The 26,950-nt window shown below is 58.3% G+C and carries 26 protein-coding genes and 3 pseudogenes; 16 read left to right on the top strand and 13 right to left on the bottom strand.

Annotated elements, in window-relative coordinates:
- The first annotated feature begins 2 nt into the window (after positions 1-2).
- Both F3H58_RS26570 and F3H58_RS26565 read left to right on the top strand, forming a co-directional pair.
- Positions 3-344 carry an ArsR/SmtB family transcription factor gene (locus tag F3H58_RS26570; protein WP_188129095.1) on the top strand — a complete coding sequence of 114 codons (342 nt, stop codon included), beginning with the start codon at positions 3-5 and terminating at the stop codon, positions 342-344.
- On the top strand, positions 341-1,276 hold the full coding sequence (locus F3H58_RS26565; protein WP_149744388.1) for an SRPBCC family protein: 936 nt from the start codon (positions 341-343) through the stop codon (positions 1,274-1,276). The genes F3H58_RS26570 and F3H58_RS26565 overlap by 4 nt, the downstream gene beginning before the upstream one ends.
- Positions 1,277-2,500: 1,224 nt before the next feature.
- On the opposite strand, the gene F3H58_RS26560 is transcribed toward F3H58_RS26565, so the two are convergent.
- Complete coding sequence (locus F3H58_RS26560; RefSeq protein WP_149744387.1) at positions 2,501-3,406, bottom strand: LysR family transcriptional regulator; 906 nt, start codon at positions 3,404-3,406, stop codon at positions 2,501-2,503.
- Between the two features lie 96 nt (positions 3,407-3,502).
- Here F3H58_RS26560 and F3H58_RS26555 point away from each other — a divergent pair, with 96 nt between their 5' ends.
- From F3H58_RS26555 to F3H58_RS27785, 9 genes and pseudogenes are all read left to right on the top strand, one after another.
- Positions 3,503-3,832 (top strand): nuclear transport factor 2 family protein, encoded by a 330-nt coding sequence (locus tag F3H58_RS26555; protein WP_149744386.1) that lies wholly within the window; start codon positions 3,503-3,505, stop codon positions 3,830-3,832.
- Positions 3,829-4,617: an SDR family oxidoreductase gene (locus tag F3H58_RS26550; protein ID WP_149744385.1), complete on the top strand. Its 789-nt coding sequence runs from the start codon at positions 3,829-3,831 to the stop codon at positions 4,615-4,617. Before F3H58_RS26555 ends, F3H58_RS26550 begins: the two co-directional genes overlap by 4 nt.
- Positions 4,618-4,777: 160 nt before the next feature.
- Positions 4,778-5,158 (top strand): VOC family protein, encoded by a 381-nt coding sequence (locus F3H58_RS26545; protein WP_149744384.1) that lies wholly within the window; start codon positions 4,778-4,780, stop codon positions 5,156-5,158.
- A gap of 67 nt (positions 5,159-5,225) precedes the next feature.
- Positions 5,226-5,812 (top strand): annotated as a pseudogene (locus tag F3H58_RS26540) (DNA-3-methyladenine glycosylase I).
- 199 nt (positions 5,813-6,011) lie between these two features.
- Positions 6,012-6,983: a zinc-binding dehydrogenase gene (locus tag F3H58_RS26535; RefSeq protein ID WP_149744383.1), complete on the top strand. Its 972-nt coding sequence runs from the start codon at positions 6,012-6,014 to the stop codon at positions 6,981-6,983.
- Between the two features lie 36 nt (positions 6,984-7,019).
- The gene (locus tag F3H58_RS26530) at positions 7,020-7,244 is read left to right on the top strand and encodes a hypothetical protein (RefSeq protein ID WP_149744382.1); all 225 of its coding nucleotides are present in this window, start codon (positions 7,020-7,022) and stop codon (positions 7,242-7,244) included.
- Positions 7,245-7,371: 127 nt separating this feature from the next.
- Positions 7,372-7,839 carry a hypothetical protein gene (locus F3H58_RS26525; RefSeq protein ID WP_149744381.1) on the top strand — a complete coding sequence of 156 codons (468 nt, stop codon included), beginning with the start codon at positions 7,372-7,374 and terminating at the stop codon, positions 7,837-7,839.
- Positions 7,840-7,931: 92 nt separating this feature from the next.
- A complete protein-coding gene (locus F3H58_RS26520; RefSeq protein ID WP_210246934.1) occupies positions 7,932-8,219 on the top strand; it encodes a hypothetical protein in 288 nt (95 codons plus the stop codon).
- The gene (locus F3H58_RS27785) at positions 8,167-8,337 is read left to right on the top strand and encodes a Rap1a/Tai family immunity protein (RefSeq protein ID WP_210246933.1); all 171 of its coding nucleotides are present in this window, start codon (positions 8,167-8,169) and stop codon (positions 8,335-8,337) included. Before F3H58_RS26520 ends, F3H58_RS27785 begins: the two co-directional genes overlap by 53 nt.
- A gap of 44 nt (positions 8,338-8,381) precedes the next feature.
- Here the strand turns inward: F3H58_RS27785 and F3H58_RS27375 are convergent, their stop codons facing one another.
- Positions 8,382-8,717: a hypothetical protein gene (locus F3H58_RS27375; RefSeq protein WP_188129094.1), complete on the bottom strand. Its 336-nt coding sequence runs from the start codon at positions 8,715-8,717 to the stop codon at positions 8,382-8,384.
- Positions 8,718-9,090: 373 nt separating this feature from the next.
- On the opposite strand from F3H58_RS27375, the gene F3H58_RS26510 reads away from it, so the two are divergent.
- Positions 9,091-9,591 carry a DUF6985 domain-containing protein gene (locus F3H58_RS26510; RefSeq protein ID WP_149744379.1) on the top strand — a complete coding sequence of 167 codons (501 nt, stop codon included), beginning with the start codon at positions 9,091-9,093 and terminating at the stop codon, positions 9,589-9,591.
- Positions 9,592-10,455: 864 nt separating this feature from the next.
- Positions 10,456-11,148, top strand: coding sequence for a hypothetical protein (locus F3H58_RS27675; RefSeq protein WP_286170168.1), 693 nt, complete (start codon positions 10,456-10,458; stop codon positions 11,146-11,148).
- A gap of 145 nt (positions 11,149-11,293) precedes the next feature.
- Here F3H58_RS27675 and F3H58_RS26500 read toward each other — a convergent pair whose 3' ends face one another.
- The 6 genes from F3H58_RS26500 to F3H58_RS26475 form a co-directional block, all read right to left on the bottom strand.
- Positions 11,294-12,100 (bottom strand): ABC transporter ATP-binding protein, encoded by an 807-nt coding sequence (locus tag F3H58_RS26500; RefSeq protein ID WP_149744378.1) that lies wholly within the window; start codon positions 12,098-12,100, stop codon positions 11,294-11,296.
- On the bottom strand, positions 12,093-13,097 hold the full coding sequence (locus tag F3H58_RS26495; protein WP_149744377.1) for a FecCD family ABC transporter permease: 1,005 nt from the start codon (positions 13,095-13,097) through the stop codon (positions 12,093-12,095). The genes F3H58_RS26500 and F3H58_RS26495 overlap by 8 nt, the downstream gene beginning before the upstream one ends.
- On the bottom strand, positions 13,094-14,098 hold the full coding sequence (locus F3H58_RS26490; protein WP_149744376.1) for a FecCD family ABC transporter permease: 1,005 nt from the start codon (positions 14,096-14,098) through the stop codon (positions 13,094-13,096). The genes F3H58_RS26495 and F3H58_RS26490 overlap by 4 nt, the downstream gene beginning before the upstream one ends.
- A 14-nt stretch (positions 14,099-14,112) precedes the next feature.
- Positions 14,113-15,036 carry an ABC transporter substrate-binding protein gene (locus F3H58_RS26485; RefSeq protein ID WP_149744375.1) on the bottom strand — a complete coding sequence of 308 codons (924 nt, stop codon included), beginning with the start codon at positions 15,034-15,036 and terminating at the stop codon, positions 14,113-14,115.
- A 58-nt stretch (positions 15,037-15,094) separates the two neighbouring features.
- Complete coding sequence (locus tag F3H58_RS26480; protein ID WP_149744374.1) at positions 15,095-17,239, bottom strand: TonB-dependent receptor family protein; 2,145 nt, start codon at positions 17,237-17,239, stop codon at positions 15,095-15,097.
- A 277-nt stretch (positions 17,240-17,516) separates the two neighbouring features.
- Positions 17,517-18,512 carry a MurR/RpiR family transcriptional regulator gene (locus tag F3H58_RS26475; protein ID WP_286170166.1) on the bottom strand — a complete coding sequence of 332 codons (996 nt, stop codon included), beginning with the start codon at positions 18,510-18,512 and terminating at the stop codon, positions 17,517-17,519.
- A gap of 268 nt (positions 18,513-18,780) precedes the next feature.
- On the opposite strand from F3H58_RS26475, the gene F3H58_RS26470 reads away from it, so the two are divergent.
- Positions 18,781-19,248: an FMN-binding negative transcriptional regulator gene (locus F3H58_RS26470; RefSeq protein ID WP_149744373.1), complete on the top strand. Its 468-nt coding sequence runs from the start codon at positions 18,781-18,783 to the stop codon at positions 19,246-19,248.
- 110 nt (positions 19,249-19,358) lie between these two features.
- Here the strand turns inward: F3H58_RS26470 and F3H58_RS26465 are convergent.
- Positions 19,359-21,752 (bottom strand): annotated as a pseudogene (locus F3H58_RS26465) (thiamine pyrophosphate-binding protein).
- Between the two features lie 45 nt (positions 21,753-21,797).
- Positions 21,798-22,817, bottom strand: coding sequence for a 1-aminocyclopropane-1-carboxylate deaminase (locus F3H58_RS26460; RefSeq protein ID WP_149744372.1), 1,020 nt, complete (start codon positions 22,815-22,817; stop codon positions 21,798-21,800).
- Positions 22,818-22,971: 154 nt separating this feature from the next.
- On the opposite strand from F3H58_RS26460, the gene F3H58_RS26455 reads away from it, so the two are divergent.
- Positions 22,972-23,448: an Lrp/AsnC family transcriptional regulator gene (locus F3H58_RS26455; protein WP_149744371.1), complete on the top strand. Its 477-nt coding sequence runs from the start codon at positions 22,972-22,974 to the stop codon at positions 23,446-23,448.
- A 117-nt stretch (positions 23,449-23,565) separates the two neighbouring features.
- Here F3H58_RS26455 and F3H58_RS26450 read toward each other — a convergent pair whose 3' ends face one another.
- Entirely contained in the window at positions 23,566-24,033 is a 468-nt protein-coding gene (locus tag F3H58_RS26450) for a MarR family winged helix-turn-helix transcriptional regulator (protein WP_149744370.1), read from the bottom strand.
- A 144-nt stretch (positions 24,034-24,177) separates the two neighbouring features.
- On the opposite strand from F3H58_RS26450, the gene F3H58_RS26445 reads away from it, so the two are divergent.
- Positions 24,178-24,969, top strand: a complete 792-nt coding sequence (locus F3H58_RS26445) for an alpha/beta fold hydrolase (RefSeq protein ID WP_149744369.1) — start codon at positions 24,178-24,180, stop codon at positions 24,967-24,969.
- Positions 24,970-25,410: 441 nt separating this feature from the next.
- Here F3H58_RS26445 and F3H58_RS26440 read toward each other — a convergent pair.
- Positions 25,411-26,585 (bottom strand): annotated as a pseudogene (locus F3H58_RS26440) (IS3 family transposase); the annotation flags it as partial.
- 43 nt (positions 26,586-26,628) lie between these two features.
- Positions 26,629-26,950 (bottom strand): integrase core domain-containing protein (locus F3H58_RS26435; protein WP_149744368.1); only part of this gene is annotated, 322 nt, incomplete at its 5' end.

The following is a 26,950-nucleotide window of genomic DNA, read 5'->3' as shown; positions in this document are numbered from 1 at the left end:
ATATGACTAAGCATGATCAGGAACTTTCACTGATCTTCCAGGCTCTGGCCGATCCGACGCGGCGGGCGATTCTGGCTCGCCTCGGCGGCGGTCCGGCACCGGTCATGGAACTCTCCGCTCCCACGGGGCTGCGTCTGCCCACGGTCATGCGGCACCTTTCCGTGCTGGAGGAGGCGGGGCTGATCGTCACGTCCAAGGATGGGCGGGTGCGCACCTGCGCCATCGTGCCGGAAGCGCTGGAGCCGGTAAGCACATGGCTCGATGAGCAGCGGGCCGTGTGGGAGAGCCGGCTTAACCGGCTGGAGGCATTTGCAATGCAGGCCATGAAGGAGGATACAGAATGACAACGAAACCGGATCAGGAAAGCGCACACGCTGAACCGCATCAGCGGCAAGACCGTTTTGCAACGCTCAGCTTCGAACGGGAAATTGCCGTTCCGCTATCGGCTCTCTGGCAGGTCTGGCTGTCACCCGCCGCCCGGGCGGTGTGGGCCTCTCCCTCTCCCTCGCCCTCGCCCTCGGTCACCGTGGAGTTCCTGGAGGCGGACAGCAGGCTGGGTGGTCGCGAAGTGTCGCTCTGCAAGGTCGCCGGCCAACCGGATATTTGCTGTGAATGCGGCTGGCTGGAGCTGCAGCCAACCCGCCGCAGCGTCAATTACGAGGTGGTCTCATCCGGCGGCATAACCCAGTCGGCAGCGCTGGTGACCGCCGATTTTCAGGCGACGGAAGAGCGCAGCCGCTTGACCGTAACGGTGCAGCTTTCCTCTCTGGCGAAGGATATGCGCGATGGCTATCAAGAAGGTTTCGGCGCCGGTCTCAACAATCTGGCCAGCGTGGCCGGGCGAACCATGGTGCTGGAGCGAACGATAAAAGTGCCGCGAAACATTGTCTGGAAAGCCTGGATGAATGACAAGACGCTGCCGCAATGGTGGGGCCCTGAAGGGTTTTCCTGCCGCACGAAGAGGATTGATCTGCGGGCCGGCGGGGAATGGGTCTTTGACATGATCGGCCCTGACGGCACAGTCTTCCCGAACCATCATCGTTATGTCGAGGTCCGCCCCGAAGAGAGGCTCGCCTATACGCTGCTGTGGGGCGAAAACGGGCCGAAACATGCCGACGCCTGGGCCTCTTTTGAAGATCAGGATGGCGCGACGAAAGTTGTGCTGGGCATGGTGTTCAGCACGGAAGCCGAGTTCCAGCAAGCGAAGGGTTTTGGCGCCGTGGAGCTGGGTCAGCAAACGCTGGGCAAACTGGAACGCTTCGCCAAAGCACTGTGAATCTTGCGAGCCTGATGGTTTTCCTCTTGGTATGGGCGTTGGTGCAAGAGACCAAAAAGAGAGCCGTCGCTTGCCGAATCGTGTGATTGTAAATTGATGATGCAGGCTGACGGTGCACATAGAACCGCTGCCAACGTCAATATTACTGGCCTGTGTGTGCGGCCTGTCCCAAGTCTTGGTGTATCCCTTCTTCTGGTGATGGCAATAGCGACGGCCGCGACCTGTTCTCCTGTCGGCTGAACCGCGCGGTCACGGTCCAGCGCACCGACTTCCCCTGCCGACGCAATCGTCGCGTTGCGGCATTGTCGGCCGCAGTTGCGGCCGGAGCCTATGCTATCAGTGCGGCGCGATGGGGGGCGCGTTCTGGATTCGGCTTGCACCATCGTCAAAAAAAGTAAATGTTCTGTCGCCCAGATGCATGATGCGTTAGTCGAAATTAGGGACTCCAGCTGCGTGGTGTTGAGAAGTGTACGGTGTCGTCGGTTCCGAGGAGATAGTCGCCACCGCCGTCGGACTTGGTCTGGATCCAGACCCACGTCCGCCGATCCTGTTCCGCATAGTAATAGACCTCCGCGCGAACGACATCTCTTACCACGATAGTCTTCTCGCCTAGGTGCAAGGTAACTGGACCTCCTGCGTAGCTGGCTAAAAGGACCGGCTTCTTCACCGGGCCAGGGATGTTAGAGACACCCTCGCTACTTCCTTCCCCGCTGTTCATTGCAACCTCCCTATAAAGAAAAAGCCAGCATCTCATACTCCCGCAGAACGTGCAAAGTGGCCCCGCGGCTCGGCAGTCGACAACAGCATATTCGTACCGCCGGCGCTGCGCCGCAACAGCTTGGATATTATCGTTCGGCTTCCGGAAGGACGAAAATAGTTTCGGAAGCCGCCGGGCGGTATGAGCCTCTCATCCGGCCGTTACCCGGATGGTATCATCTGAAAGCACACTGTCCGGGTGCGGTCGCAAATCAGTCGTTCGAGGGTGGTCAAGTTATTGGCGCGCCTATGGATTTTCTAAAGTCGAAATTTTGTAGTACATTGTGGTTGGTTCTGACCCTTTCAAGGCGAAGACGACTGTCAGGCAGCCGACCCGGTGCTCTCCGCGGTCCACGCCCCACGACGCTTCGCGCCAAAGGGAGACATTACTGCACGGAGGTCTGAGGCTGGGATAGGCCGATAGGCGAGTGTCTGGTCGAATCGCAGATACAGGATCAGCTTCCGCTACTATGCCAGCCGCCCGGCGGCGAAGTCGCGCGCGAGCGCGATGAAGGCCTGAAAGGCCGCAGAGGAATTGCGTCGATTGTAGTAATAGAGGCACAACGGCGCAAGCGGCGGAGTCCAGTCGTCGAGAATGCGCACAAGCCGTCCTGCAGCGAAGTCATCCCGCACATCGGCTTCCATGAAATATCCGATCCCAACGCCGTTCGTCACCGCGATCCGCGCCAGGGATGCTTCGTCGAGAGTGATCGGCCCCTCGACGTCGAGTTGCAGTTCTTCTCCACCCTTTTCGAACCGCCACCGGAGCAATGTGCCATCGGGAAGCCGCCCGCGAACGCAGGGATAAGAGAGCAGTTCTTGCGGCACTCGGGGGACAGCCCTGTTTTCGAAAAAGGTGGGCGATGCGGCAATCGCCATCCGCCTCATCTTGCCCAGCGGGATGGCGATTGCGTCGCTCGGCACAAAATCCGCGCTGCGCACTCCCAGATCAAAGCCCGCCGCCACGACATCGACAAGCCGCCCTTCCGTGACGATATCGATATGAACCTGCGGATAGCGCTGTAAGTAGCTTAAAACCAGCGGCGCCATAATTTCGCGCGCTGCCGTGGCGAATGCGTTGATCCGCAGTATGCCAGAAGGCGTCTCCTGCTGGGAGCGCGCCGTATTCATAGCTTTTTGAATGCCCTCAAGCGATGGTTTAACCTGTGCAACGAATATCCGCCCCGCATAGGTGAGTGAGACGCTGCGCGTCGTACGATTGAATAATCGCACGTCAAGCTGACGCTCTAGCTTGCCTACCGCATTGCTGATGGCGGTGGTCGACATGCCAAGTTCGGTTGCCGCCGCGCGAAAAGAGCCGCACCGAACAATGGCAAGAACCGCCTCAAGCTCAATCAACGAATGGCGCGTCATTGTCCCGCTTTCCGCAATACCCCGTGGCGATTTATGTTGCTTATCAGGCGAAAAGTCCACCGATAAGTTGGCGTCATCACCACCCAGGAGATGAACATGTCACTGAACCTACCCAAGCCGATCGCCGACTATGTCGAGGCGAATGCCCGTCTCGATCTTGAGGGTATGATGAAACACTTCACGAACGATGCCGTCTTCATCGACAACGGCAAGCGCTACGAGGGATCGGCTGAGATCCGTAAGCTACTCAGGGACGAAGCGATCGCGGTGAAGGCGATCTTCGAGCCCGATGCTGTTCGGGAAGAAGACGGCAATGTCGTGCTTGAGGGGCCCGCTCATGGTGAATTCCCCGGCAGCCCACTCCGCTTCACCTATCGCTTTACGCTGGCAAATGACGCCATCAAAGTTCTGGAGACCACGGTATGAGCATTCAGGCAGATCCCAACGAGTTCGCCGGCAAGCGCGTACTCATCAGCGGCGGCACCAAAGGCCTGGGCCGCGCTACGGTCGAGCGTTTCCTTGCGGGCGGCGCCCGTGTAATCACGGCAGCCCGCACGATCAAGGATCCGATAGAGGGTGTTGAATATGTCCAGGCCGACCTGACGACTGCGGAGGGCGGCGAAGCGCTGGCCAAAGCGTCGCTTGAGCGACTGGGCGGGATCGACATTCTCGCCCATGTCATCGGTGGTTCGGCTATGCCGCCCGGCGGCTTTGTCGCGCTCACAGATGACCTCTGGCTCTCGGAGCTGAACTTGAACCTTCTAGCGACGGTTCGCCTTGATCGGCTCCTGATCCCTCAAATGATCGAGCGAGGCAATGGCGCAGTGGTTCACGTGACCTCGACCCAATCGAGGCTGCCTCTGCCTGAGTACACCACCGCCTATGCCGCGGCCAAGGCGGGACTAAGGACCTACAGCAAGTCCATATCCAAGGAACTGGGTCCAAAGGGCGTCCGGATCAACATCGTCTGCCCCGGCTGGATCATGACCGAGGGCGCCGTTGATCTCGTGAAAGGCATGCAGGCTAGCAATGGCGGCACGTACGAGGAAGCACGGCAAGCGGTTATGGCGTGGATCGGGGGTATCCCGATCGGACGTGGGGCCGAACCCTCTGAGGTCGCCGAGGCAATTGCGTTCTTGGCCTCGGATCGCGCCTCGTCAATCCATGGCGCGGAGCTTGTCGTTGACGGCGGGACCATCCCGACCGTGTAGGGTTGAACCCACGGCGTCCGTAAAATGGCGGGCGCCGTGGGTTCGACGATGCCTTGTCCTCATCGCCAGCGCACTTCATCGATCTCAATCTCTTCTGGCAAATGATCGCCACAGCAGCCGATGACGGTCTTCCAAAACAACCTTCTGAAAGGAGAAGAACATGCTTGACCACATCACTATCTCCGTACCGGATATCCAGCGCTCAAGTGGGTTCTACGAACAGGCGCTGGCGCCGCTCGGGATAAAGCGCCTGGTGGCTTACGGTGGAACGGATGATGAGCCCGATCATTTCGGCTTCGGGAGTGAAAGCCCTTTTCTCTTTATTGGCAAGGGCAAGCCGATCAGCGGCTACCTGCACATCGCCCTGACTGCGCCCAATCGTGACGCTGTCGATGCATTCTATGAAGCGGCAATGGCCGCAGGCGGAACTAATAACGGACCTCCCGGCATCCGCTCACATTATCATTCCGGCTACTATGCTGCATTCGTCCTCACTCCCGATGGCTGCAATCTGGAGGCTGTCCATCATTCCTCCGATTAATACACCGGACGGGCGGCGGCACCCATGCCCAACCCGGAGATCCAGCCATGGTGACTAAAAGAGAGGCCTGATTGTGTCTGATACTTTTTCTTGCGAGCGCTGCAGTTGGGCCCAAACCGACCCGTTGATGCGGGACTATCACGATGCAGAATGGGGCGTCCCGCAATGCGATCCACGGATGCTGTGGGAAATGCTCATGCTGGAAGGGTTTCAGGCAGGACTTTCCTGGATCACTATCCTGCGCAAGCGTGAAGCCTTTCGGGCCGCCTTCGCAGATTTCGATCCAGCTAAGGTCGCTGCTTTCGGCGAAGGAGACGTCGAGCGACTGATGGCGGATCCTGGCATCGTGCGTGCCAGAGCCAAGATCCAAGCCACCATCCAAGGCGCACAATCTACTGCGGCATGCAAAATCGCGGCGAGGACTTCTCGGAATTCTGCTGGTCTTTCACGGGAGGTGCGCCTGTCCTTGGTTACGGAAAAAGCTGGGTAGCAAGGACATCTCTGTCTGAGACCATCTCCAAGGAATTAAAGCAGCGTGGTTTCAAGTTTGTCGGGCCGACCATCACCTACGCGTGGATGCAGGCAGTCGGGATCGTCAACGATCATTCTCTCAGGTGCTTTCGACGCTACGCAGTGCCCGGAGAAATGCCTTAGGACGATCCTGCTTCCTCAACGGCCATCGTGCGAGCCAGGTCTCGACCAGAGGGCTCAAGTCAAGACCAACACGCCCGACGCACGCGAACCTCGCGTCCACTTAACGCTCTCGGGCGACGCGATCAGACAACTGACCGTCATCCCGCCTGGCGCTCTTGCGCAGTTCCAAACTTACCAACTCATCCTGAAAGGAATGACCATGTTCGCCGTCTATGCAAAAGAAGCGAATTTCGAAGATCCTCTTTCCTCTCTTGTCGTCGGGGAGCGTCCAGACCCGATCGTGAAGGAGGGCTGGGTGCGAGTGAAGGTGACACACGCCAGCCTGAACCGGCACGACATCTTTACCCTTCGGGGGATGACCTCTCAAGAGGAGCCAATCCCGTTTCCGATGATCTTGGGCAATGACGCCGCAGGATTGCTCGAAGACGGGACGTCCGTCGTGCTCTATCCGGTCATGGGAACAGATAGCTGGAAGGGCGACGAAACGATCGACCCTCACTGGCACGTCTTGAGCGAGCTCGTGCCCGGAACAATGGCTGACTATGTTGCTGTTCCGAAGCGCAACGCTGTGCCTATTCCTGAAGGACTGTCCCCGCTCAATGCATCGCTGCTCGGCACTGCCTGGCTCACGGCCTATCGCTCGCTCTTCACCAAATCACGGCTGATCCCGGGCCAGACCCTTCTCGTGCAGGGGGCTTCGGGCGGCATGTCCACGGCCCTCATCCAGATGGGTCGGGCTGCAGGCTTCGAAGTGTGGGTCAAGACTCGCAATGATGAAGGGGCAGCGATCGCTGAGCGTCTTGGTGCTAACCGGATATTCCGGCATGGCGACACCCTGCCGCGCCGCGTCGACTCGGTCGTTGATAATATCGGGGCTGCAACATGGGCAGACAGCCTGAAGGCAGTCAAACGGGGAGGTGCCTTAGTGGTCAACGGCATCACGACAGGCCACGCCGCGGAAACCGATCTGCTGCGCATCTTCGTCGAACAGATCGACATCCGCGGCACCATCATGGGCACGCTTGAAGAGATGAACGCCATGATGCAGTTCTTGATCCGGAACAAAATCGAGCCTGAAGTCGGGTCCCTCGTGCCGATGACCGAAGCACGCGAGGCGATACGCGACATGATCGAGGGTCGCACACGAGGCAAGACTGTCTTTACGCGGTGATTGCGGGGAGAATGCAAAAACAAGAAAAGAGAGCAGATGACCGAAGGCATCTTCCGTTCATGTGTTGCGGCCGGAATTGATCTTCGCAAAAAGCCAGAACGGATGGAAATTTGGAGGAAGCGATTGGCGAAAATTCTGGCTGCGTTTTCGCTCCTTTGTTTCGCAGCAACGCTCACAGCCTTCAATATCGCGTTGTTCCCTTGGCGCTTCATTATGCCCGGCTTACGTGTTTTTATCATGCCCTGCCGAGAGTGGCGCTGATCGTCTGAAGTATACCAACGGAAGCTTTGCAATGTTGTGGTAAACCTGAAACCGGCTATTTCGAATATTTTCGGACAGACCGTGGGAGCTTCACGACAAACCCTGTCAAAATGTATGGCGGAATACAATGGATACGGTGTTCGATATAGCGCTCGATGAAAAGCGCCTTCTGCGCCCCGCATTCCTTCAGGCACGCGGGTTCAGCGCTCAGATATTGCCTGATGTTCTTGACAGGGCCGCGTTCCTTGCCCTGGTAGCGATTGCTGGAACTCCCGGCGGATCCGTCACTATCTTTCATGCCGAGTTCGGCAAACAGGCGGAGAGAACGACCTGTACCGATCCGGTTCGCGCATGGGACTGTCTTTTTCAAGTTTTCCATGAGGACGTCATTCTGGAGTTCTCCCCAGGCCCGCTTTTTGTTTGGCTGCCCGCTGGCGAGCGCTTTCACGTCGTGTTCGGGAGCAACGAGATGATCGCCCAACTTGGCAATATGCGAGATGAGGCCGGCTCGTTTTCCGCATTCGTTGACGCGTCGCGCTTGACCGAGAAAGGCAAGCAATTCTTGCTCGAGGCCTATGAGCGATACACGATTTGATGTTGCCCGTTCCAGCGTGCATTGGATCAGTCATGTCGAATAGCCGCCTGCCATGGAAAGCGCCGGTGGCAGCCTGATCAACGGAGAGGAAGATGACAGCAGCTTACCAATTCCGGGCAACGTTTCCCGCCGCGATACTGTGGACAGGTTTGGCTATCAATGTTGCATCAGCAGAAACTGGGAACGATGTGGGCCGCAACTGGATAATTAGCGGGACTGAACTGATCGAGGCGCTCGAAGGAAAGTCCGATGATGGCGCGCTGCAAAGCGAGGCTGGTCGTGTCAAGTCGCGCGCTCGCGGTAATGCTTATATAGTCGGGGTGGCTGATGCTGTCAGCGGGACGGGGGTGGTGTGGCGCCGGATCGGTTCTCCCCCATGAGCTTACAGACCGCGTATACACGCATCTTCGAAGCGTCACGCCGGAGCGTCTCAAAGGGAGCGCGTCGACATTGGTCATAGAGACGCTGGCTGCTATTTATCCCTGCCCTGGGAATTAAAGAGGAGTCTTCCAGTTTTGCTATTATTGGAAATCTTGCTTTTTTCAGCTGCGTTTGTGGCGGTCATTCTTCTGGCGGCTCACCAAATTGTCGCGCAGGTCAGGGAATACCGATTTTACAAGAATAACGGCGGTGATTTTTCCGTCGATAGCGGCATGGACAATCTGAAGCTTGACGAGCGTGTTCATATCAATGCTCTCGGCCTTACGAACTGGCAGCGCTTCTATCTCTTTCGTCCGTTCTACATCGTACTGATCATAGCCTTCGCCGGCATGATGATCTTCTCTTTGTTCTGACTGGCACAATAATAGTCCACGCCGACAGCCTTCTTTCAGCATTCGCAAAAGTACGGACTTCGCGTTGGCGAAAAGAAACTCCATCTAGGCCCGTCTTCCGCCGCATATGGGCCTTCGTCCACCGGTCATCTGCTTTGGCCTGCGCATAGAACCACACGCAGCCGGGCCCGACGGGCGCGGCGCGGGTGCCGCGGCCCCTAGCCCCTCTAGTCTGTTGATTATCGGGTAAATCTGATTCGCGTTTCCGTCCCGCGCGACCCACGCTTAGGCCGGAAAACGTATGTTGATCGAGCAAGTCCATCGAATTTGCCGGTTTAAGGTGTGACGGAAAAGAAGATTTAATCCTGCTGGAATTCGATATTCAGCTCTATATTGTCCTGAGAATCTCTGCTGGGTCCTTGCTGGGAGTATTCAAGGGGTCTGCGGAATTTTTGCGACAAGCCAAAGTGGAGGCAAAATGCCGATGATCACCGTTCCGTATTTTGATGGCGCGGAAGTTGAGTTCGTGGACGCCGACCTTGACGATCCAGAATCCATTGCTGCCCTGGAAACGTTCCTTTCGCTCACAAAGGCGGACAGGTATTCCGATGCTCGGCACGTCCTTGCCTATTACAAGGACTATTCCGAGGAAGCTGGAAAACCGGATTGGCTTGAGGAAGAAATTGGAACCCTGGCATCCCCCGTCGAAATATGGAGACATGTCACTCCAGGGCCGGTGGTTGTAGAGAACGGACGAGGAGAAGACGAGAACCGCTATGTGGTGATGGAGGCCGAATGTGCGTGGAACAGCGAACGCGGTCTGATGCTGGTATGGCGTAATGGCACAATCTTGAGTAAAGTCGGCGGCTATAACGGGCACGTGACGAACGCAAACGCGTATCGGGATGAAACGCTAAAGGATGTTGTCTATAAGGCCAGGAACTCTGAATATACGACGCGACTTTCCGATCATACATGATCAGCCTGGTCGTGTCTCTGCTTCTGAAGCGCAGTTCGCGAACCGGGAAGGGGCCGTTTGCCCGTCTTCAGATCGGTGAAAAGCTTCGCTCTGTCCATGTGGCGCAAACGACGCTGATTGCCCGTTGCTGGTCATCAATTCACGACATCGGCTGATAGACCACTCTGGGGATTAGAAAGCCCAGGGAGGCAACGGCGACAGCGCGCGCTTCGCCGCTTCCGGTTCCTTCGCTATCACAACCAGGAGAGCTCGGGCTGCGGCGTCAGGTTTTCGTCGCCCCTGCTCATAGGCTTCCATCGTCCTTGCCGGCACCTGAAAAAGACGTTCGAATTCCTTGCACGAGCTGGCAACGGATCGTCGGATTGTTCGAATATCTTCCGGTGTCAGTTCTGGCTTCAGCGGGAGCTGAACAAGGTCGAAAAAGTCCTCCGGGCTAAGACCCTTTGTGGGATCGTCTCGTTTTTTTCGTCGCATGAGATGCTCACAATCGAGGTGGATGACGCGCAAAACTATACTACGCCAATGACGTAGTATGTAGTTCATGACAAACGCTTCATGAACTACTTTATTGATTGCCTGAACTACGTACGAAGGCTATATTAGAATGAAAATTCAAATGCTTGCTTTCTCAGCCAACCGAGATTGCCCAGGAGCTGTCTCTATGAAGAAAGATTTCGCCGCTCTATTTTTTCGAAATGGAAATTTTCGATTCACGGAGCTTCGAAATGTCGGACTTTTGGACACAGCTTTTCTCCCTTCTGCAGATCCCGAGCGAACACCAAGGTTTTGTAATTGGCCTCGCGGCCATCGGACTGGCGGTATACGCAATTTATGCCATCCTCTCTGTCGTGAAAGGTCGTTGACATGATGCGGACATGGGTTCCCGTTCCCACGGCCTGGATCGAAGATCAGGGTCTCAAGCAGTTCAGCTGGTCGAACGGCGGGGGAGGTTCCGACGAAGTGGCCGCATTGGTTTGCTACATCCTGACGGCACACCATACCGACAGCTTCGGATTGGCCAGATTGACCTACGATAAGATTGGCCTGATCTCGGGTCTGAGCCGGGCCAAGATTGCTCGGGGCCTCGATCTTCTGGTCGAGCGAGAACTGATTGCCAAGGAAGTTCAGCAAAGCGTGCTGAGCCTTTCGCGCCTCGATACCTCTGTGAGAGGATGGGGGATGCTTCCGGCAAAGGGTCTTTACACGACTGCCGGCAAGGTCAGCTTTTTCCAGCGCCTGCATCTGCGCAGTCGCGCAGAGCTTGACGCTCTGAAGCTCTATCTGCTTTTCGTTTCCCGGCGCGATATCAACCGTAACGTCATCGATCTCAGCTACGACAAGATCAGTGAGTACTCTGGCATCAGCCGCAAAAAGATCCCCGACGCGCTGACGCTCCTGTCGGTGAACGGGATGATCCGCAGCGAACGTCAGCGTAGCGACATCAACGACCATGCGGTGTCGAACTCCTATCGGCTATCGCATCTCGATTCATATAGACATGGCGGCACGACCGGACTCGCTGAAATCAACGCGATACGGGCGCAGAACGAATTTTAGTTCCCATGGGCTAGAGTCGGATATCAGAGATGCGTCACGCCAGCCGACCATCGGCTGTGAACCTGTTGCGGCGGTCTTGGCTTTACTCGGGTGGCCCGAAAATAACGCGAAGCTTCGTCGGTTACGCCGGGCGCACATTTCCCAGTCAGGCGTTCGATTTGTCGCCGAGAGGCAGACACAGCGGGGTGCCGTCGACGGGATGCGGTATAACAAGCGCCTCGACGCCGAAAACCGCCTTGATAAGGGCCGGGGTCAGCAGTGTAGAGGGGCTGCCCGTGGCGAATATAACGCCATCTGCAACGGCTACCAGGTGGTCGGCATATTGTGCTGCGTGGTTGAGGTCGTGCACAACCATGACGATCGTGCGCCCCTCATCTCTGTTCAGTCGTCTCAGGAGGTCGAGAATTTCCAGCTGATGGGCGATATCTAGATACGTCGTCGGCTCATCGAGCAGGAGGAGCGGAGTCTCCTGCGCCAGCGCCATGGCAATCCAGGCGCGCTGCCTTTGGCCGCCGGAGAGCCGGTCCAGCTCGCGCTCCGCGAGGTCGAGAAGACCGGTCGAGGCCAGCGCCTGCTCGACAATTTCTTCGTCGTGCCGGCTTGGACGCGACAGGATGCCTTTGTGCGGGTGGCGGCCGAAGCGACATAGCTGTCGCACCGTCAGGCCGTCCGGAGATACCGGGCTTTGCGGCAAGAGGGCAAGCGATTGGGCGATAGTTCGTGCGGCCATCGTTCCGATCGGTCTACCATCGAGATACACCGTGCCAGAGGACGGTTGGATAACACGCGCAAGCGTGCGCAGCAGCGTCGACTTGCCGCTACCGTTTGCGCCGATCAGGGCTGTGATTTTCCCGTCCGGGATGGTGAGATCGACATCTTTCAGGACAGGGGCGCCGGCGTAGCCGACGGTGATCTTGTCGCAGTGAAGGCGTGTCGGATGAGCGTCAACCATGGCGAGCTGTCTCTTTGATCAGTAGAAAGACCAGATAGGGGCCGCTGATCACGGCGGCGACGATGCCGGCAGGAATTTCATTCGGCAGGGCGATCACCCGGCCGATCAGATCTGCCGAAGAAAGGGCAAGGGCGCCGACAAGGGCGCTTGCCGGCACAAGATGGCGTGCGCGGCTGCCGACGAGAATGCGTGCGGCATGCGGTGCGATGAGCCCCAGAAACCCCATGCTTCCCACAGCCGCGACGCCACCGGCGCACAGGAGAACGGATATGAGGATCAGGCTGCCACGCAGGGCAGGTGGTGAAATTCCGATGCTGATCAGCGTATCGTCACCGAAGCCGCCGGCATCCAGCCGCAGCGCAGAATAGATAACGACCGGCAGGCAGGCGAGGAGCCAGAGCGAAAGGAAGAGCCCATCGCGTGCCGTGCTGCCGTAGACGCTCCCAGCAAGCCAGACCATGGACTGGTCGGCGCGGGAAGGGTGGAGCACCATGATGTATTGCATCAGCGCCTGGGCAAGCATTCCGAGGGCGACGCCCGTCAGCGCGAGCGAGGCAACGCCACCAAAGCGCCGACCGACGAAAAGGAGCGCGGCCGCGCCGAACAGGGCGCCGGCGATCACGCCGAGCGGTACCGACCAGCTCACCCAGGCCGGTGGTGTCGCGAGCCCGGCGAGAAAGGCCCCTAGCCCCGCCCATTTGGTGATGCCGACGACATCCGGGGAGGCGAGTGGATTGCGCAGCGCACCCTGCAGGAAAACGCCGGCAAGGCCGAAGGAGAGACCTGCCAGAAGGGAGACGGCGATCCGCGGCAGACGGTATTGCATCACGATGAAGGTGTTTTTACCGCCGCCGAGCGCATCGAGAACCTCGTGAAAACCGAGCGTGACGGCGCCAGCCATGATGCCCAGAAGAGCGATGGCCGCAAGCAGCAGAAAAAGGATGCCGCAGACGCCGATGGCACGCGCATCTGCCTGTCGCTCCAGCGCGCGGCTCATGCACCCCTCCGGCGGTTGAGCAGCAGAAGAAAGGCTGGAGCGCCGATCAGCGCCGTCACGATGCCAACGGGCAGTTCAGACGGAAAGGCGGCGATGCGGCCGAGAAGATCGGCGGTGTTGAGCAGGAGCGGGCCGCAGAGCAGGGAGAGGGCAAGGACGGTTGCTTGGTCGCTGCCGACGAGACGCCGGACGATATGCGGCACCAGAAGGCCGATGAAACCTATGGGGCCACTGACGGCGACGGCCGAGCCGGCCAGGACGACGATGAGAACCGCAGCCAGTCCGCCAACGCGCCGCGCATTCTGCCCGAGTGACACGCCGGTACTTTCATCGAGCGACAGTACGCCGAAATGCCGTCCTGCAACAAGCGCCAATCCGCTACCCACCAGCGAGAACGGCAGGATCGTCCAGACCTTGGTCCACTGCGCGCCGTTGACCGAGCCGGCGAGCCAGTAGACGATATCCTGCGCCGCATTGTTGGCGATCAGGATTGCCTGGACGAGGGCGGACAGCACGAGCTGGATCGAAATGCCGGCAAGGGCAAGTTTCATATCGTTCATCGCCCCTGATACCGAGAGCGCCCACATCGCAAAACCCACGATCGAAGCGCCGACGAAGGCTGGCCAGACTGTGCCTGCTCCCCGAAGCGCGGGAAAGGCGATCAGGCAGACGACAATGGCAAGCGACGCGCCGGCATTGATGCCGAAGGTCTGCGGCGATGCGAGAGGATTGCGTGTCAGAGTCTGGATCAGCACGCCCGCCAATGCGAGATTGGCGCCGACCAGTACGGCAAGGAGGACGCGCGGTAGACGAATGTCCCAGACAAGCGCACTTTCCGGCGATCCGTCCGGTGCCACAAGTAATCGCAGCGCCGTCATTGGCGATACTTGCGATACACCGAAGGCGATCCCGACAATCAGGCTTGCGGCCAGAAGCACGAAGAGAAAGGCTGCGACGAGATGTGGCCGCCGCATTCTGGAGCCCGGGACCTTGAAGGCCATCGCCGTCACGATTCCTATCCCGCCCCGTAGACCTTGGCCAGCAGCTCCTGGGCGATCATCTCGGCAGTCCGCAATCCGCGGAACCGGGCGAACTGGTTGCGATCGACCTCGAAGACCATGTTGCTTTTGATTGCCGCGATGTTGGCCCAGGCGGTATTGCCCTTCCATTGGTCGAGCGCGGTACCGCCCGGGTCGGTAGCGACCAGCAGGATGTCGGGATTGACGGCGAGCAGCCGCTCAAGGCTGGCCCCGCTCTCCACCGGATCAGAGGACCGGAGGGCGGGCACGAGGCCGAGGGCCTCAAAAACCGAACCGGTGAAGGATGACGAGGTATGAAGGCTCATCGAATCCGGCGTCGCCACGGCAAGCAGAATGCGACGCTGTTCTCCGGACGGAATGTGCGCGGCCAGTGCGGCGATGGTCTTATCGTGCGCTGCAAGCACCCGCTGGCCCGTGTCGTGTTCGCCGAGAGCGTCGGCAATGGTGGCCACGCCCTCCCTGATCGTCCTGTAGTCACCTTCCCAGCTATTCAGGACGATGGTTGGCGCAATGGCGGTCAGTTGGCCATATATGGCGGCGTGCCGCACCTCATCCGCGATGACCAGGTCCGGCGCAAGGTTGCTGACGAGTTCGAGATTGGGTTCAAGCCGTGTACCGACCGAGGTGTAGTCGATGTTCTTGCCCAGCAGCAGCTTGATGCGCTGGCGCTGGTTATCGTCGGCTATCCCTGCCGGAACGACGCCGAGTGCATCGAGAGCCTGCACGAAGGAGAATTCCAGCGCCACGACGCGGCGTGGTCTGCCGACGATGTCCGTCGAGCCGAGCTGGTGGGCAATGCTTCTCAGTGCCTCCTCGGCTATGCCGGTTCGGGAAAACATTGCCGACGCCATTGTCGAAAGGAGAAGGATGCCGACAGTTCTGCGAGTAAGCGTAATCATCGATGGTTCCGGAGAGTAGAGCAGGCCGGTCCTTTACCGGCTCGCAAATTTTACGCGATCAGAAAGCAACCGAGGCGTTGACAAAGAAAGTGCGTGGTTGGCCCACGAACTTCCCGCCGTTGTTGTCTGTTGAGCGTGTAAAATATTCGTTGTCGAAGAGGTTCTTCACGCCGAGTGCGAACTTGGGTGCATTCTTGTTGGCTTCGGGCTGGTACGCCAGGCGAAGATTGACGGTGCCATAGCCCGGGATGTCACCAAGGCGTCCGGTGGGGTCTTCTTCCGTCACATAGGTCGTGCCGCTTCCCGGGGAGCGTTGCCTGGACTGCGCGTTGACATCCGCATTGATCACCCAGTCTTCATATCGGTAGCTTACACCGACGGTTCCAAAGTGGCGGGAATAAAAGGGGAGATCTTTCCCTTTGAAATCACCTGCTTCGTAGACGGCTTCCGTATAGGTGTAGTTCGCATAGACAGAGAGGCCTTCAAGAGACGAGATGAGGCTACCGAGGTCGAAACGCCCCGCTGCTTCTATGCCCTGGTGGGTGGTTGCGCCGAGATTTGTCCAGACGCCTTCACCGACGATGCTGCGGCTGAGCAGAAGTTCCTTGTCGAAATCGATGTAGAAGGCCGTCAATTCCGCGCTCAGGGTGTCCCCCTGGTAATGCGTGCCGATTTCGTATGTCGTGGCCTTTTCGGGGTTGAGGCCATCCGTGGTCGATGCAAGATGGCTATATTGCTGAGGCCCGAAGGAAACGCCGGCATTTCCGAAGACGCTCCAGGCGTCATCGATCTGGTAGGCGACGGAGAGCGTGGGCAGCAGTTCATTCGCGTCGAACTGCGGCGAGCGCGACCCGGTCACGATACCACCGGTAAGGTCAGTGACCGTGTTATCGGTGCTGATCATCTCGTAGCGGATGCCCGGCGTGACGGTCCAGTTGCCGAACTGGATCTTGTCATCGACATAGATGGCGTGTGCCTTGGTACCGCCTCGGCTGGTCTGGTAGGTCGCCATCGGAAGCGTGTGGGGATTGTAGCCGGGAACGCGGTCGTAATATGCGGTGCGCGCTGCCACCTCGGAGCTTTCTTCCCAGAGGTAACGATAGCCGACAGTCACCTCATGCGTGGTGTCACCGATGTCGAACAGGCGCGAGTAGCGTGGTTCGATGCCGAAATACTCATATTCGCGCGGTGCCGAAGTCAGACGATAGCGGTTTGCATTTGCGCCCGTCCCCTGCTGTTCGACAAAGCTGCCGCGGAACGAATTGACATAGTAGCCGAGGATCTCGAAGTTGTTTTCGCCGTCATTGTGCTGATAGCGCAGCGAGATATCATTGCGACGGCCATTGAACTCGTCGTACTGTCTTGTCGACTGGAAAGGGTCAGCCGCATATTCACCCGTTGTCAGGCCTCCGGGCATCTGTCCTTCGCCGCTGTAGTGGTGATACTGCAGGCTTAGCGTATCCGTATCCGAAAATTCGTACTTGCCCTTGAAGATCAGGTCGTCGATATCCGTGCGGTCATTGTCGTCACGATATCCGGTGCCATGAATGCCTGAATAGAGAAGCGCGGCCCCAAGCCCCTCGTCGTTGGTCCCCCCGATCAGGAAACTCGGCGTTGCTTTGGTGCCGCCGCCGAATTCGGCGGAGGAAGACATGCGAACGGTGGGGTCATTCGGAATCGGGTGCGTCACGAAATTTATGATTCCGCCGACATTCTGGGGGCCGTAGCGCACCGAGCCCGCCCCGCGCACCACATCCACGGTATCGACATTGCCCATCGTTAGCGGGAAAAGCGACAGTTGGGGCTGACCGTAGGGAGCGTAAGACAAGGGAATGCCGTCCATCAACACGGTGGAGCGTGGTGACAGGCGGGAGGTCAAGCCTCTAACACCGAGGTTGAGAGAAACATCGCTGCCGCCCGTCCCGGCACTTTCCTGAACCTGAACGCCGGGAATCTGATTAAGGGCGTCACGAATGTCGATGGCACCACGCTCTTCCAGTTCGGTCTTGTCCATGATGGTGCGAGCGCCGGGGTGCTTCAGCACCTTTTCCGCGTTGGGCTGCTCCAGCCAGTTGCCAGTAATGACGATGGGTTTAAGGACTGTTTCGCCGCCACTGGCTGAATCCTGCGCGAAAACACTGGCAGGTGCGAAAGCGACTGAAGCGAGGAGAACGGAATTTGCCAATCTGCGGTAGGAAATCATCAGGGCCCCAAACTGAAAGCAAGACAACAAAATCCCTTCCGCGCCGGTACGGCGCGGTAAAGGGTCATCGGTTTGAAATGGTGTGCGGGAGCGGGTGCGTGCGCGCTTCCGCTAGAAAAGGCTTCTTAAAATGTATTTCATGAGTGTCCTCGACAAAAGATACGGGATCGGCCGGTGTCGCCCGCCGCTATGTCGTCCTCACTACATTATTGAAGTGCAGATATCAATAAAACATTACTGGAATTCTCATCTTTTTGATTGCGTCATTCGAGATACTTTATTGCGGTATCTGCTCGCGCAGCCGTGCAAGGCGCTTCCGGCTTTTGAGCGCTCGGTCCTGGTTGCGCGCGGCAATGCTGTAGGCAAGAATATCCGACGTGACGACGGCGCCGAGCGTCCAGCTTGCAAGTCCCGCTGCGGATCCGACGCATGTCAGCACTGCGGACGCCCTATCGCGATAGAGTTCCGTCAGCTGAACACCACATACCAGAATGACACGACAGCCAATTTCGCTGACCTGATTGACGATCAGCCGCAGTTCGGCAGTGTCGCGGGCGACATGAAACAGAATGACGACATCCTCAGGCCGCAGCTCAACCAATTCGTTTGCGAGCGAAAAGCCAGATGATCCGGAGTGACGGGTCCTCAGTCCGACGCGGCTGAGCGCTGTCGCGCAATGCCTTGCTTCAACTTCGGATCGCCCCATGCCAAGGCACCATACCGTATCGGCGGTATCGAGTAACTGGATAGCATTAGAGAGCGAATCGATTTCCAGTTTTTCCTCACATGAGGTCATGATCTCATGCGCAGTGGAGAAAATGCGCTTTTTGATCTTCCCAAGATCGTGCCCGGTAGCGCGGAACCGCTGCGACAGCCGTTCCGTTGTGGGAACGCTTTTAGCCATGTTGCGGCTGGCGAGCCGCTTGAGCTCCGGCAGGCCGGTGAAGCCAAGCCGTCGCGCCGCACGAATGACTGTTGCATCGCTTGTACCGCTCTTGACCCCTATGTCTTCAGCGCTTTCGAAGATCAGGATATCGATCGGCGTTGCCAGTAAATATTCAGCAACAGCCAGTTCCGAACGGCTAAGTTTCGATTTGTGCTGCTGAAAGCGGTCCCGCAACACCGTGTGACTATCGTCGCTCATGCCATTCCTGTTTTGAAAATGAAGTGTCCACGACAAACTAGATAGCTGACAACCCTTTCCGTCGGAACAGGAAATCCGTTCATTGTTGAGAATGAGCGGCGAAGGGATTGAGGCGCTTGGCGTCTTCAAATCATTCGGTTGTTCAATCCATGCCGCTAGCGTCCTGCTCTCCTACCCCAATTCCAGCAAGGCGTAGTGTTGCCACGCTAAGCTCTTGCTTGCCCTCTAACGACGCAGCGCGAACAGAAATCCGTGCCTAGATCGTCCGCCGGTCGGGCCACGAAACCTGGGAGCGGGGCATAAGCATCCGTCCAGGCTTTGCGCTCCAGCAAGGCGAAGTATAGAGTTGGCTGGCCCCTCGCGAGATCATCGGAATACGTGCTGATGCCGTCGCGCGATGTCCGCGATCGCGGTGAAGACCAGCCGGACGCGCTCGATCCGCCTCAGATCGTTGTGGAACGACATCCTTTCCACCGATGCCTATATCTCTCCTGGCTGGTATCCAAGCAAACACGAGACCGGCAGACAGGTGCCAACGTGGAATTACATCGTCGTTCACGCCCACGGTCACGCAACAGTTCGCGATGACGAGCTTTATGTTCGCGGAATGGTCGCGCGCCTGACCCGCAGTCATGAGGCGGCCCAGTCGAAACCCTGGCGCATGACGGACGGTCCCAAAGACTACATCGACATGATGCTGCAAAACATCGTCGGCATCGAGATCGAGATAACCCGCCTCTCTGGCAAATGGAAACTGGGTCAGAACAAGGAGGCCAGCGATATTCGAGGTGCAGTGGAGGGTCCTGGAAATCAGGGAGAGACCGTGAACAGCGACGCAATGCTGACCGGTATTCGGACCCGGTAGGCTGCGGTTGAGATACGGAGCTCAGTGCGGTACCCGGTCATTAAAGAATATATCATCGCTGTTCATCCCGGTGTCGCTCCGCAAACTGTGCAAGGAACGCTTGGCCCATTCTACGGGAACGCAAGGGTTAGAAACTCTGACAGCCGCCTTCCTGCGGTCAATTCATTGACCGATTGTATCAGCGATTGGCAGTCGATCCGGAAATGGCGGTAAAGATCGCCGATCGTTCCCGTCTGGCCAAAGTGTTCCACGCCATGTGAGATGGTCCGATGCCCGGCCACGCTGCCCAGCCAGGACAATGTTGCGGGATGGCCGTCGATGACGGTGACGATCGCGCAGTCGCGCGGCAACGGGTCAAGCAGCGTTTCGACATGGCTCCTCGCCTTGGGATTGCCGCGCGCGCGCTCCCTTTGCGCGGCGGTCCATCCGGCATTAAGGCGGTCGGCCGACGTTATGGCGAGTACGCCGATATCCCGTCTTGCCTCGCCGATCAGGCCGGCGGCGGCAATCGCCTCGTCGGCGACTGCGCCCTGGTAGGCGATGACGATGGCGCAGTTCGGGCCCGGCTTGCGCAGCCAATAGGCGCCATCGATGGCACCCTGCCGGAAGTCGTCGTCGATACGCTTTACGGGTTGTTCCAGCGGCTTGGTGGTAAGGCGCAGATAGACCGATCCGCCGGTCTCGTCGCGCAGCCAGGTACGCTCGTCCCTCTGTCCTTCGCCATTGCGCTGAAGATAATCGAAGGCCCATTCCATAATCACGGAAAGTTCGTCGGCAAAGGCGGGTTCGAAAGCCGCCAGCCCGTCCTGACTCATGCCGATCAACGGCGTTCCGATGGACTGGTGAGCGCCGCCTTCGGGCGCCAACGTGACGCCCGAAGGCGTGCCGACGATGATGAAGCGCGAATCCTGGTAACAGGCATAGTTGAGCGCATCGAGGCCGCGGCAGACAAAGGGATCGTAGACCGTGCCGATGGGCATCAGCCGTTTGCCGAACAGGGAATGGCTGAGGCCTGCCGCGCCCAGCAGCAGGAAGAGGTTCATTTCCGCGATGCCCAGTTCCACATGCTGGCCCCTTGGCGTGAATTCCCACTTCGCGGTCTAGGGAATGCGGTGCTCGATGAAGGCATCCGCCATCGCCTCTCGGGCAAAGAGCTTGCGCCGGTTGACCCACGGCCCGAGGCTTGTCGTGCCGGTCACGTCCGGCGACGTCGTCAATATGCGGTCGGAGAGCTGGCTGCCGCCCTTGGCCAGATCGTCGAGGATCTTGCCGAAGGCGGCCTGGGTCGAGATTTCCCGCCCGCCGTCGACCCCGAGCGACGGCACCTCGAGATAGGCATCGTTGTGGCGCCGAGGCCCTTTTGAGAAGAAGGGCACGCTCGCAAGAAACCGCTTGAGGCCCGCGACGTCGCCGACACCGGCGAACGGTTCCCACTCCTGCCCGGCGGCAACGCCCATATACGCCTGCCAATCGCTAAATTGCTTGCTGTTCATCAGTCCGCCGTGGTTGTCCTTGTGACCGGCAATCGGCGTGCCCCAGCCTTTGATCGTGTAGGCCAGAAAGCAAGTCGGGCGGTCATGGTCGATCCCGGCAAAGGCATCCGCAATCGTCTCCACGCAGTTGCCGCCGAGATTTTCCATCAGGGCGGCGAGCTCCGCGTCGCTGCGGCGGTTGATGAGCGAGGATACGTCACCCTGATCGCCGAGGTCGTCCATCAGGCGTTTGCGCCACACCGCGCCGCCCATGAAGGTCAGCGCCGCGTAGTCCTGGTTGGGGCACCGGTCTATCCAGTCGCGCAGTCGGTCTCCACCTGGTTCTTCGAAAGCCGCGCGCTGCAGGGCGCCGTATTTGACGCGCACGACATCCCAGCCGAAGGCGTCGAAGATCTTCTCGATGCGCTCGAACAGCCCCTCGCGAACTATGCCGTCGAGGGACTGGCGATTATAGTCGATGATCCACCAGCAATTGCGCAGGTCGTTCTTCCAGCCCTCCTGCAGTGTCTCGTAGATGTTGCCCTCGTCGAGCTCAGCGTCGCCCATCAAGGCGACCATGCGGCCGCATGCCAGATCGGCACCCCATTCCTTCGCCTGGACAAAATCCTGAACGATGGAGGCCAGCGCCGTGATGCCGACACCAAGCCCGACCGAACCCGTCGAGAAATCGACATCGTCAACATCCTTGGTTCGGCTCGGATAGCTCTGCACACCGCCGAAGCCCCGGAAGTTCTCCATCTTCTCCAGCGGCTGGTTTCCCATGAGATAGTGCATGGCATGGAAGATCGGCGAGGCATGCGGCTTGACGGCGACCCTGTCCTCGGGCCGGAGCGCCGAGAAATAGAGAGCCGTCATGATCGAGACCATCGACGCCGAGCTGGCCTGGTGGCCGCCGGTCTTGATGCCGTCGACCTTGGGTCGGACATGATTGGCGTTGTGGATCATCCAGTGCGACAGCCAGAGCAGTCGCTGCTCGATTGTCTTGAGGTGCAGGCGTCGGGAATCTGTCATCGTTACGTCCACATCTGCAGTGAAGGGAGGGCTTGAGAGGGGGACCTAGCCTTCCCTGTAATAGTAACTGTAGCCGTTGAGTGCCGGCGCCCCACCGAGATGAGCATAAAGCACGCGCGATCCTTCCGGGAAGAAGCCCTTGCGTGTCAGGTCGATCATTCCCTGCATCGACTTGCCCTCGTAAACGGGGTCGGTGATCATCGCCTCGGTACGGGCGGCAAGCCGGATGGCTTCGTTCGTCTCCTCCGAAGGGACACCATAGGCCGGGTAGGCGTAGTCTGGATTGATGACGATTTCGTCCTCGCGAACCTTGCGCCCCAGGTCAACCAGTGCCGACGTGTTGTCGACGATCGAGCGGACCTGTGCCTTGGTCTGGTCGAGCGTACCGGAAGCATCGATCCCGATCACCCGGTATGCGCGATCCTGCGCGGCAAAGCCCACGATCATGCCGGCCTGAGTGGAGCCCGTGACGACACACACGACGATATAGTCGAACTTGAAGCCGAGCGTCTTCTCCTGTTCTGCCACCTCTTCTGCAAAGCCGATATAGCCGAGGGCGCCATATTTGTGCACGGAGGCGCCCGCGGGGATCGGATAGGGCTTGCCGCCGGCGTCCTTGACGGATTGGATCGCATCTTCCCAGCTCTTGCGGATTCCGATGTCGAAGCCGTCGTCCACAAGGCGGCTGTCGGCACCCATCAGCCGGGTCACGAGAATGTTGCCGACGCGATCATAGACGGCGTCATAGTGTGGCACCCACTTTTCCTGGATTACGACGCACTTCATGCCGATCTTGGCGGCGGTCGCGGCGACCATACGCGTATGGTTCGATTGCACGCCGCCGATCGACACAAGCGTGTCGGCGCCCGAGGCGATGGCGTCCGGTACGATGTATTCCAGTTTGCGCAGCTTGTTGCCGCCCATCGCCAGGCCGGAATTACAATCGTCGCGCTTGGCGTAAATCTGCACCTTGCCGCCCAGAGCCTCTGTGAGGCGGGGCAGGTGCTCGATCGGGGTGGGGCCAAAGGTGAGAGGATAGCGTTCAAAACTTTCGAGTAGAGACATTGGGAGCTCCGGAAACTGTAGATCGATGTTTACACGTCACCGCCAGACTAATACGCTTTTGTTGAAAGGTGCTTCCGAAATTTGCCTGTTGCGTGTAGCATGTCTTGTATATCGGCAACCAAATGGCGATGATCATCCGTTAAAGGATAAAGATATGGAAGATTCTCTCAGCGGCGTTCTGGACCGGGTCGATTTGCGTATTCTGCGGACGCTCCAGGCTGAAGGCCGCCTGAGCAATGCGGACCTGGCGACGCGGGTGAATGCCAGCCCGGCAACCTGTCATCGACGAACCCAGCGCCTGTTCGAAGAGGGCCATATCACCGGTGTCCGAGCAGAGATCTCTCCGGCCTCGGTCGGCTTGGAGGCGCTGGTCATGGTCGGCGTCGTGCTAGATCGATCGACCCCGGAAAGCTTCGCGGCATTCGAGGGGGCAGTGCTCGAATTGAAGGAGGTGCTCGACTGCAATCTCGTAGCCGGTGACTTCGACTACCTTCTCAAGATCCGCGTCCGGGACATGGCGGACTTCAACAAGCTACATGGTCACAAGCTCATCGCGCTCCCCGGTGTCCGGCAGACACGGACCTTCTTCGTCATGAAGAACGTCAAGGACAACGCGCGCCTGCCATTTTGAGGCAGTGGAAACATTGACGCGGGTGGGATTTATGGGCGTGCGCCCATCACCGGCACATCTGATCGCCGGGGACATTCCGATCGCTTGATCGTGTAGGCCGTTTCAAACCATCGCAGGTCAGGCGGGTGAATCCCATCCGCCGATCTGGGAGTAGATAGCATCACGGAGACCGCGAACGTCGCGGTTCAAGGCGGCAAGTTCCGATGGTGTCCGGGTCGAGGCCGCAAGCAATGTGTCACTCAGACACCCTGCCCGGTGCTGTAAGGCGCGGCCCTGATCCGTCAGCGCCACTAAAACCTGCCGTTCATTGCTGACGTTGCGTGTCCGACGCACGTGTCCGGCGGCTTCCAGTCGCTTCAAAAGGGGTGTCAACGTGCTCGATTCAAGAGCGAGCTTGTCCGCGATGGAAACCACCGTCTGCTCATCCTTGGCCCAGAGAACGTTCAAAACGAGGTACTGCGGATACGTCAGGCCAAGCGCATCAAGCAGAGGCTTGTAGGCGCGCTGGATTGCGATGCCAGCGGTATATATCGCATAGCAAAGCTGGTCGTGTAAGGGCGGTGGATCGTTATCTTGTTGGGACATGCCTGCACTCCTGTCTACATACATATAGCCGCCGGTATCACGAAAATCAATATCGCGATAATAATTTGTTGACGAACGGCAAAAAACATGTCAGACGAGAATTATCGCGATAACAGTTATCGCAAAAAAACATAGGAGATAGTCATGACACGCAAGAGTATCAAAACCACTCCCGCACTCGCAACCGCAGCCGCGATTTTCGCCGCCGTGCCGGCAGGGGCTACGTCGCTGCCTCAAAATCAATCCGTAAAAAACGTCGTTCTCGTCCATGGGGCCTTTGCCGACGGCTCCGGCTGGAAAGGCGTTTATGACAATCTGACAAAACGCGGTTATCGCGTCACCATCGTCCAGAATCCCCTGACGTCGCTTGCAGACGATGTTGCAGCTACCAGACGTGCACTTGAACGACAGGATGGTCCCGTTATCCTTGTCGGTCATTCGTGGGGCGGAACAGTCATCACAGAAGCTGGCGTCGATCTAAAGGTTCAGGGTCTCGTCTATGTCTCTGCTCTCTCGCCCGATGCCGGCGAGACGACCGCTCAGCAGTACCAAGGATTTGCGCCTGCTTCGGAGTTCGTTATCGAAACTACGAAGGATGGTTTCGGCTACGTGAGCCCGGAAAGATTCAAGGCCGGGTTCGCTCACGATGTCAGCGACGCCGAAGTTGCCTTCGTGAGGGATGCGCAGGTTCCGATCAATATGTCGGCGTTCGGCACCAGGCTCAAAAATGCCGCTTGGCGCACCAAGCCCAGCTGGGCCGTAATTGCCACAGAAGACAAGGCGTTCGACCAGGCCATGTTGATCCACATGGCCGAGCGCATAAATGCCAAGATCACCAAGGTGTCGGCAAGTCATGCCCTGTTCATGACGCAGCCGGCGGTCATCGCCGACACGATCGATGAGGCCGCGAAGACCGTGTCGGCTAAAAAGCAGTGATAGGCTCAGCGCTACCGGGACGCCCCAGATGCACCCCGGTAGCGCGGCGAGCGCCCGATGTATGACGGTCGACAAAAGCCGCCTCCGAGCTACTGCATATTTTCGGTTCAAGGTTTATTCGCAGTCATGTCGCACGATGAGCGGGCCCATTCTGGCGCTCTCCGCTGGTTTGCGGTTCGGGGCGTTAGCCTGTTCGAGCCGTCTGGTTCAAACAATCCTTGGGGATATTTCCCTAGATAAAGCCAGATCTGGCAAAATCGTCGGCAAACACGACCGCTGAGACGTAGAACTAATGCCTGAGTATGATTGCAAGCCACTCTAGTTGAACCGATAGTGGCGCAGAGGATCGGTTATTGGCGAGCCGACCTTTCGTTGTTGGTTTCCGCGCAGAACTGAGCCGGTTAGGCGCATAAGGGGGTGCGGATAAAAAGTTGGACTGCTTCATAAGATCAGGCCGAGACTTTTACGATACTCGACCGGGCTGAGTGATCCCAGCGATGTTTTGATGCGCCTTTCATTGTACCATCGGATATAGGCGTCCACCTCGGCAACGAACTGCTCGATCGTGATGGCCTTCCAGTCTCGTGGGTAGAAGAGCTCTGTTTTCAGGCGGCCGAAGAAGCCCTCGCACGCGGCGTTGTCTTGCGAGCAGCCCTTTCGGGACATAGAGCGAACCAGCTGCGCATTCTTGATCCTGTTGAGCCAGCCAGGCCAGCGATAATGGGCTCCTCGATCGGAATGGATGACTGGCCGTTCCTCTCCGTCGGTTACGGTGTCGATGGCTGCATCCAGCATGGTATTGACGAGACCTGCATCTGGTTGGGTTCCGATTGACCAGCTGATCACCATGCCGTCAAAGCAGTCGATGATGGGGGAAAGGTACACCTTGCCGGCGGGGATCTGGAACTCAGTGATGTCTGTGAGCCACTTCAGGTTCGGCGCTTTTGCATGGAAGTCGCGATTGATTATGTTCTCGGGCGCTGGACTGATCTCTCCGAGATAGGATCCGAACCGCCGACGACGTGGTCTGGGAACGACCAACTGCTCCTGCTTCATCAATCGCTGGACAACCTTTTCCGAGATCACCACGCTCTGCCGGGCCAACGACGCCTGCAGTCGCCGATAACCGTAGCAACGGCGGTTCGCCTCAAAGATTTCCGCGAGACTGTGACGGACGGCGGCATACTTGTCTGCCAGACACAGGCGGGCGCGGTGATAGAAGTAGGAGCTTCGGGCAATTCGCAGCTGGGCGAGCAGTTCCGGCAAGCAATAGCTTTCCTTAAGGGCGTCAATCAGCTGTGTCTTCTCCCGATTACTCAGGATCTGCAGGTCGACGCCCAGGTCTTTTTTATGAGTTCATTGGCCTTCTTCAGGAGATCATGTTCGAGTTGTAGCTGGCGGACATCACGCCGGAGGGCTTCAAGCTGTCGCTCGAGCTCTTCACGTTCAGGCACCTTGGGATTGGCTTTGCGGCGTTTCATGGATGATGAGGCCTCATGATCGAGAAGCTGGTCCTTCCAGCTGTACAATGTCGGCCTTGAGACGCCCAGTCGGTTAGCTACCTGTTGAGCGGTTTCATCTCCACTTAATAGTCCAATGACCCCCGCTTGCCGGATATCCTGAACCGCACCGGCTTTGCCGGAGACCGTTTGGTTTAAGTTATGCGGCCAATGCTGGTGCGTCCAGCATGGCGTAGTATCGTTCCTCGGCCTCTGCAGGCGGAATGTTTCCAATGGGCTCCAGTAGACGCCGGTTGTTGAACCAATCGACCCATTCCAGCGTGGCGAACTCCACAGCTTCGAAGTTGCGCCATGGTCCTCGGCGATGGATGACCTCAGCCTTGTAAAGGCCGTTGATCGTTTCGGCGAGAGCGTTGTCGTAGCTATCGCCGACGCTTCCGACGGAAGGTTCGATACCTGCCTCTGCCAACCGTTCGGAATACTTGATCGACACGTATTGCACGCCCCTGTCGGAGTGGTGG

The sequence above is a fragment of the Rhizobium sp. NFACC06-2 genome (assembly GCF_900101425.1).
In the GTDB taxonomy this organism is placed as follows: domain Bacteria; phylum Pseudomonadota; class Alphaproteobacteria; order Rhizobiales; family Rhizobiaceae; genus Agrobacterium; species Agrobacterium leguminum.
Note: the sequence above shows the minus strand (reverse complement) of the source record. Positions and strands in the feature narration are given on the sequence as shown.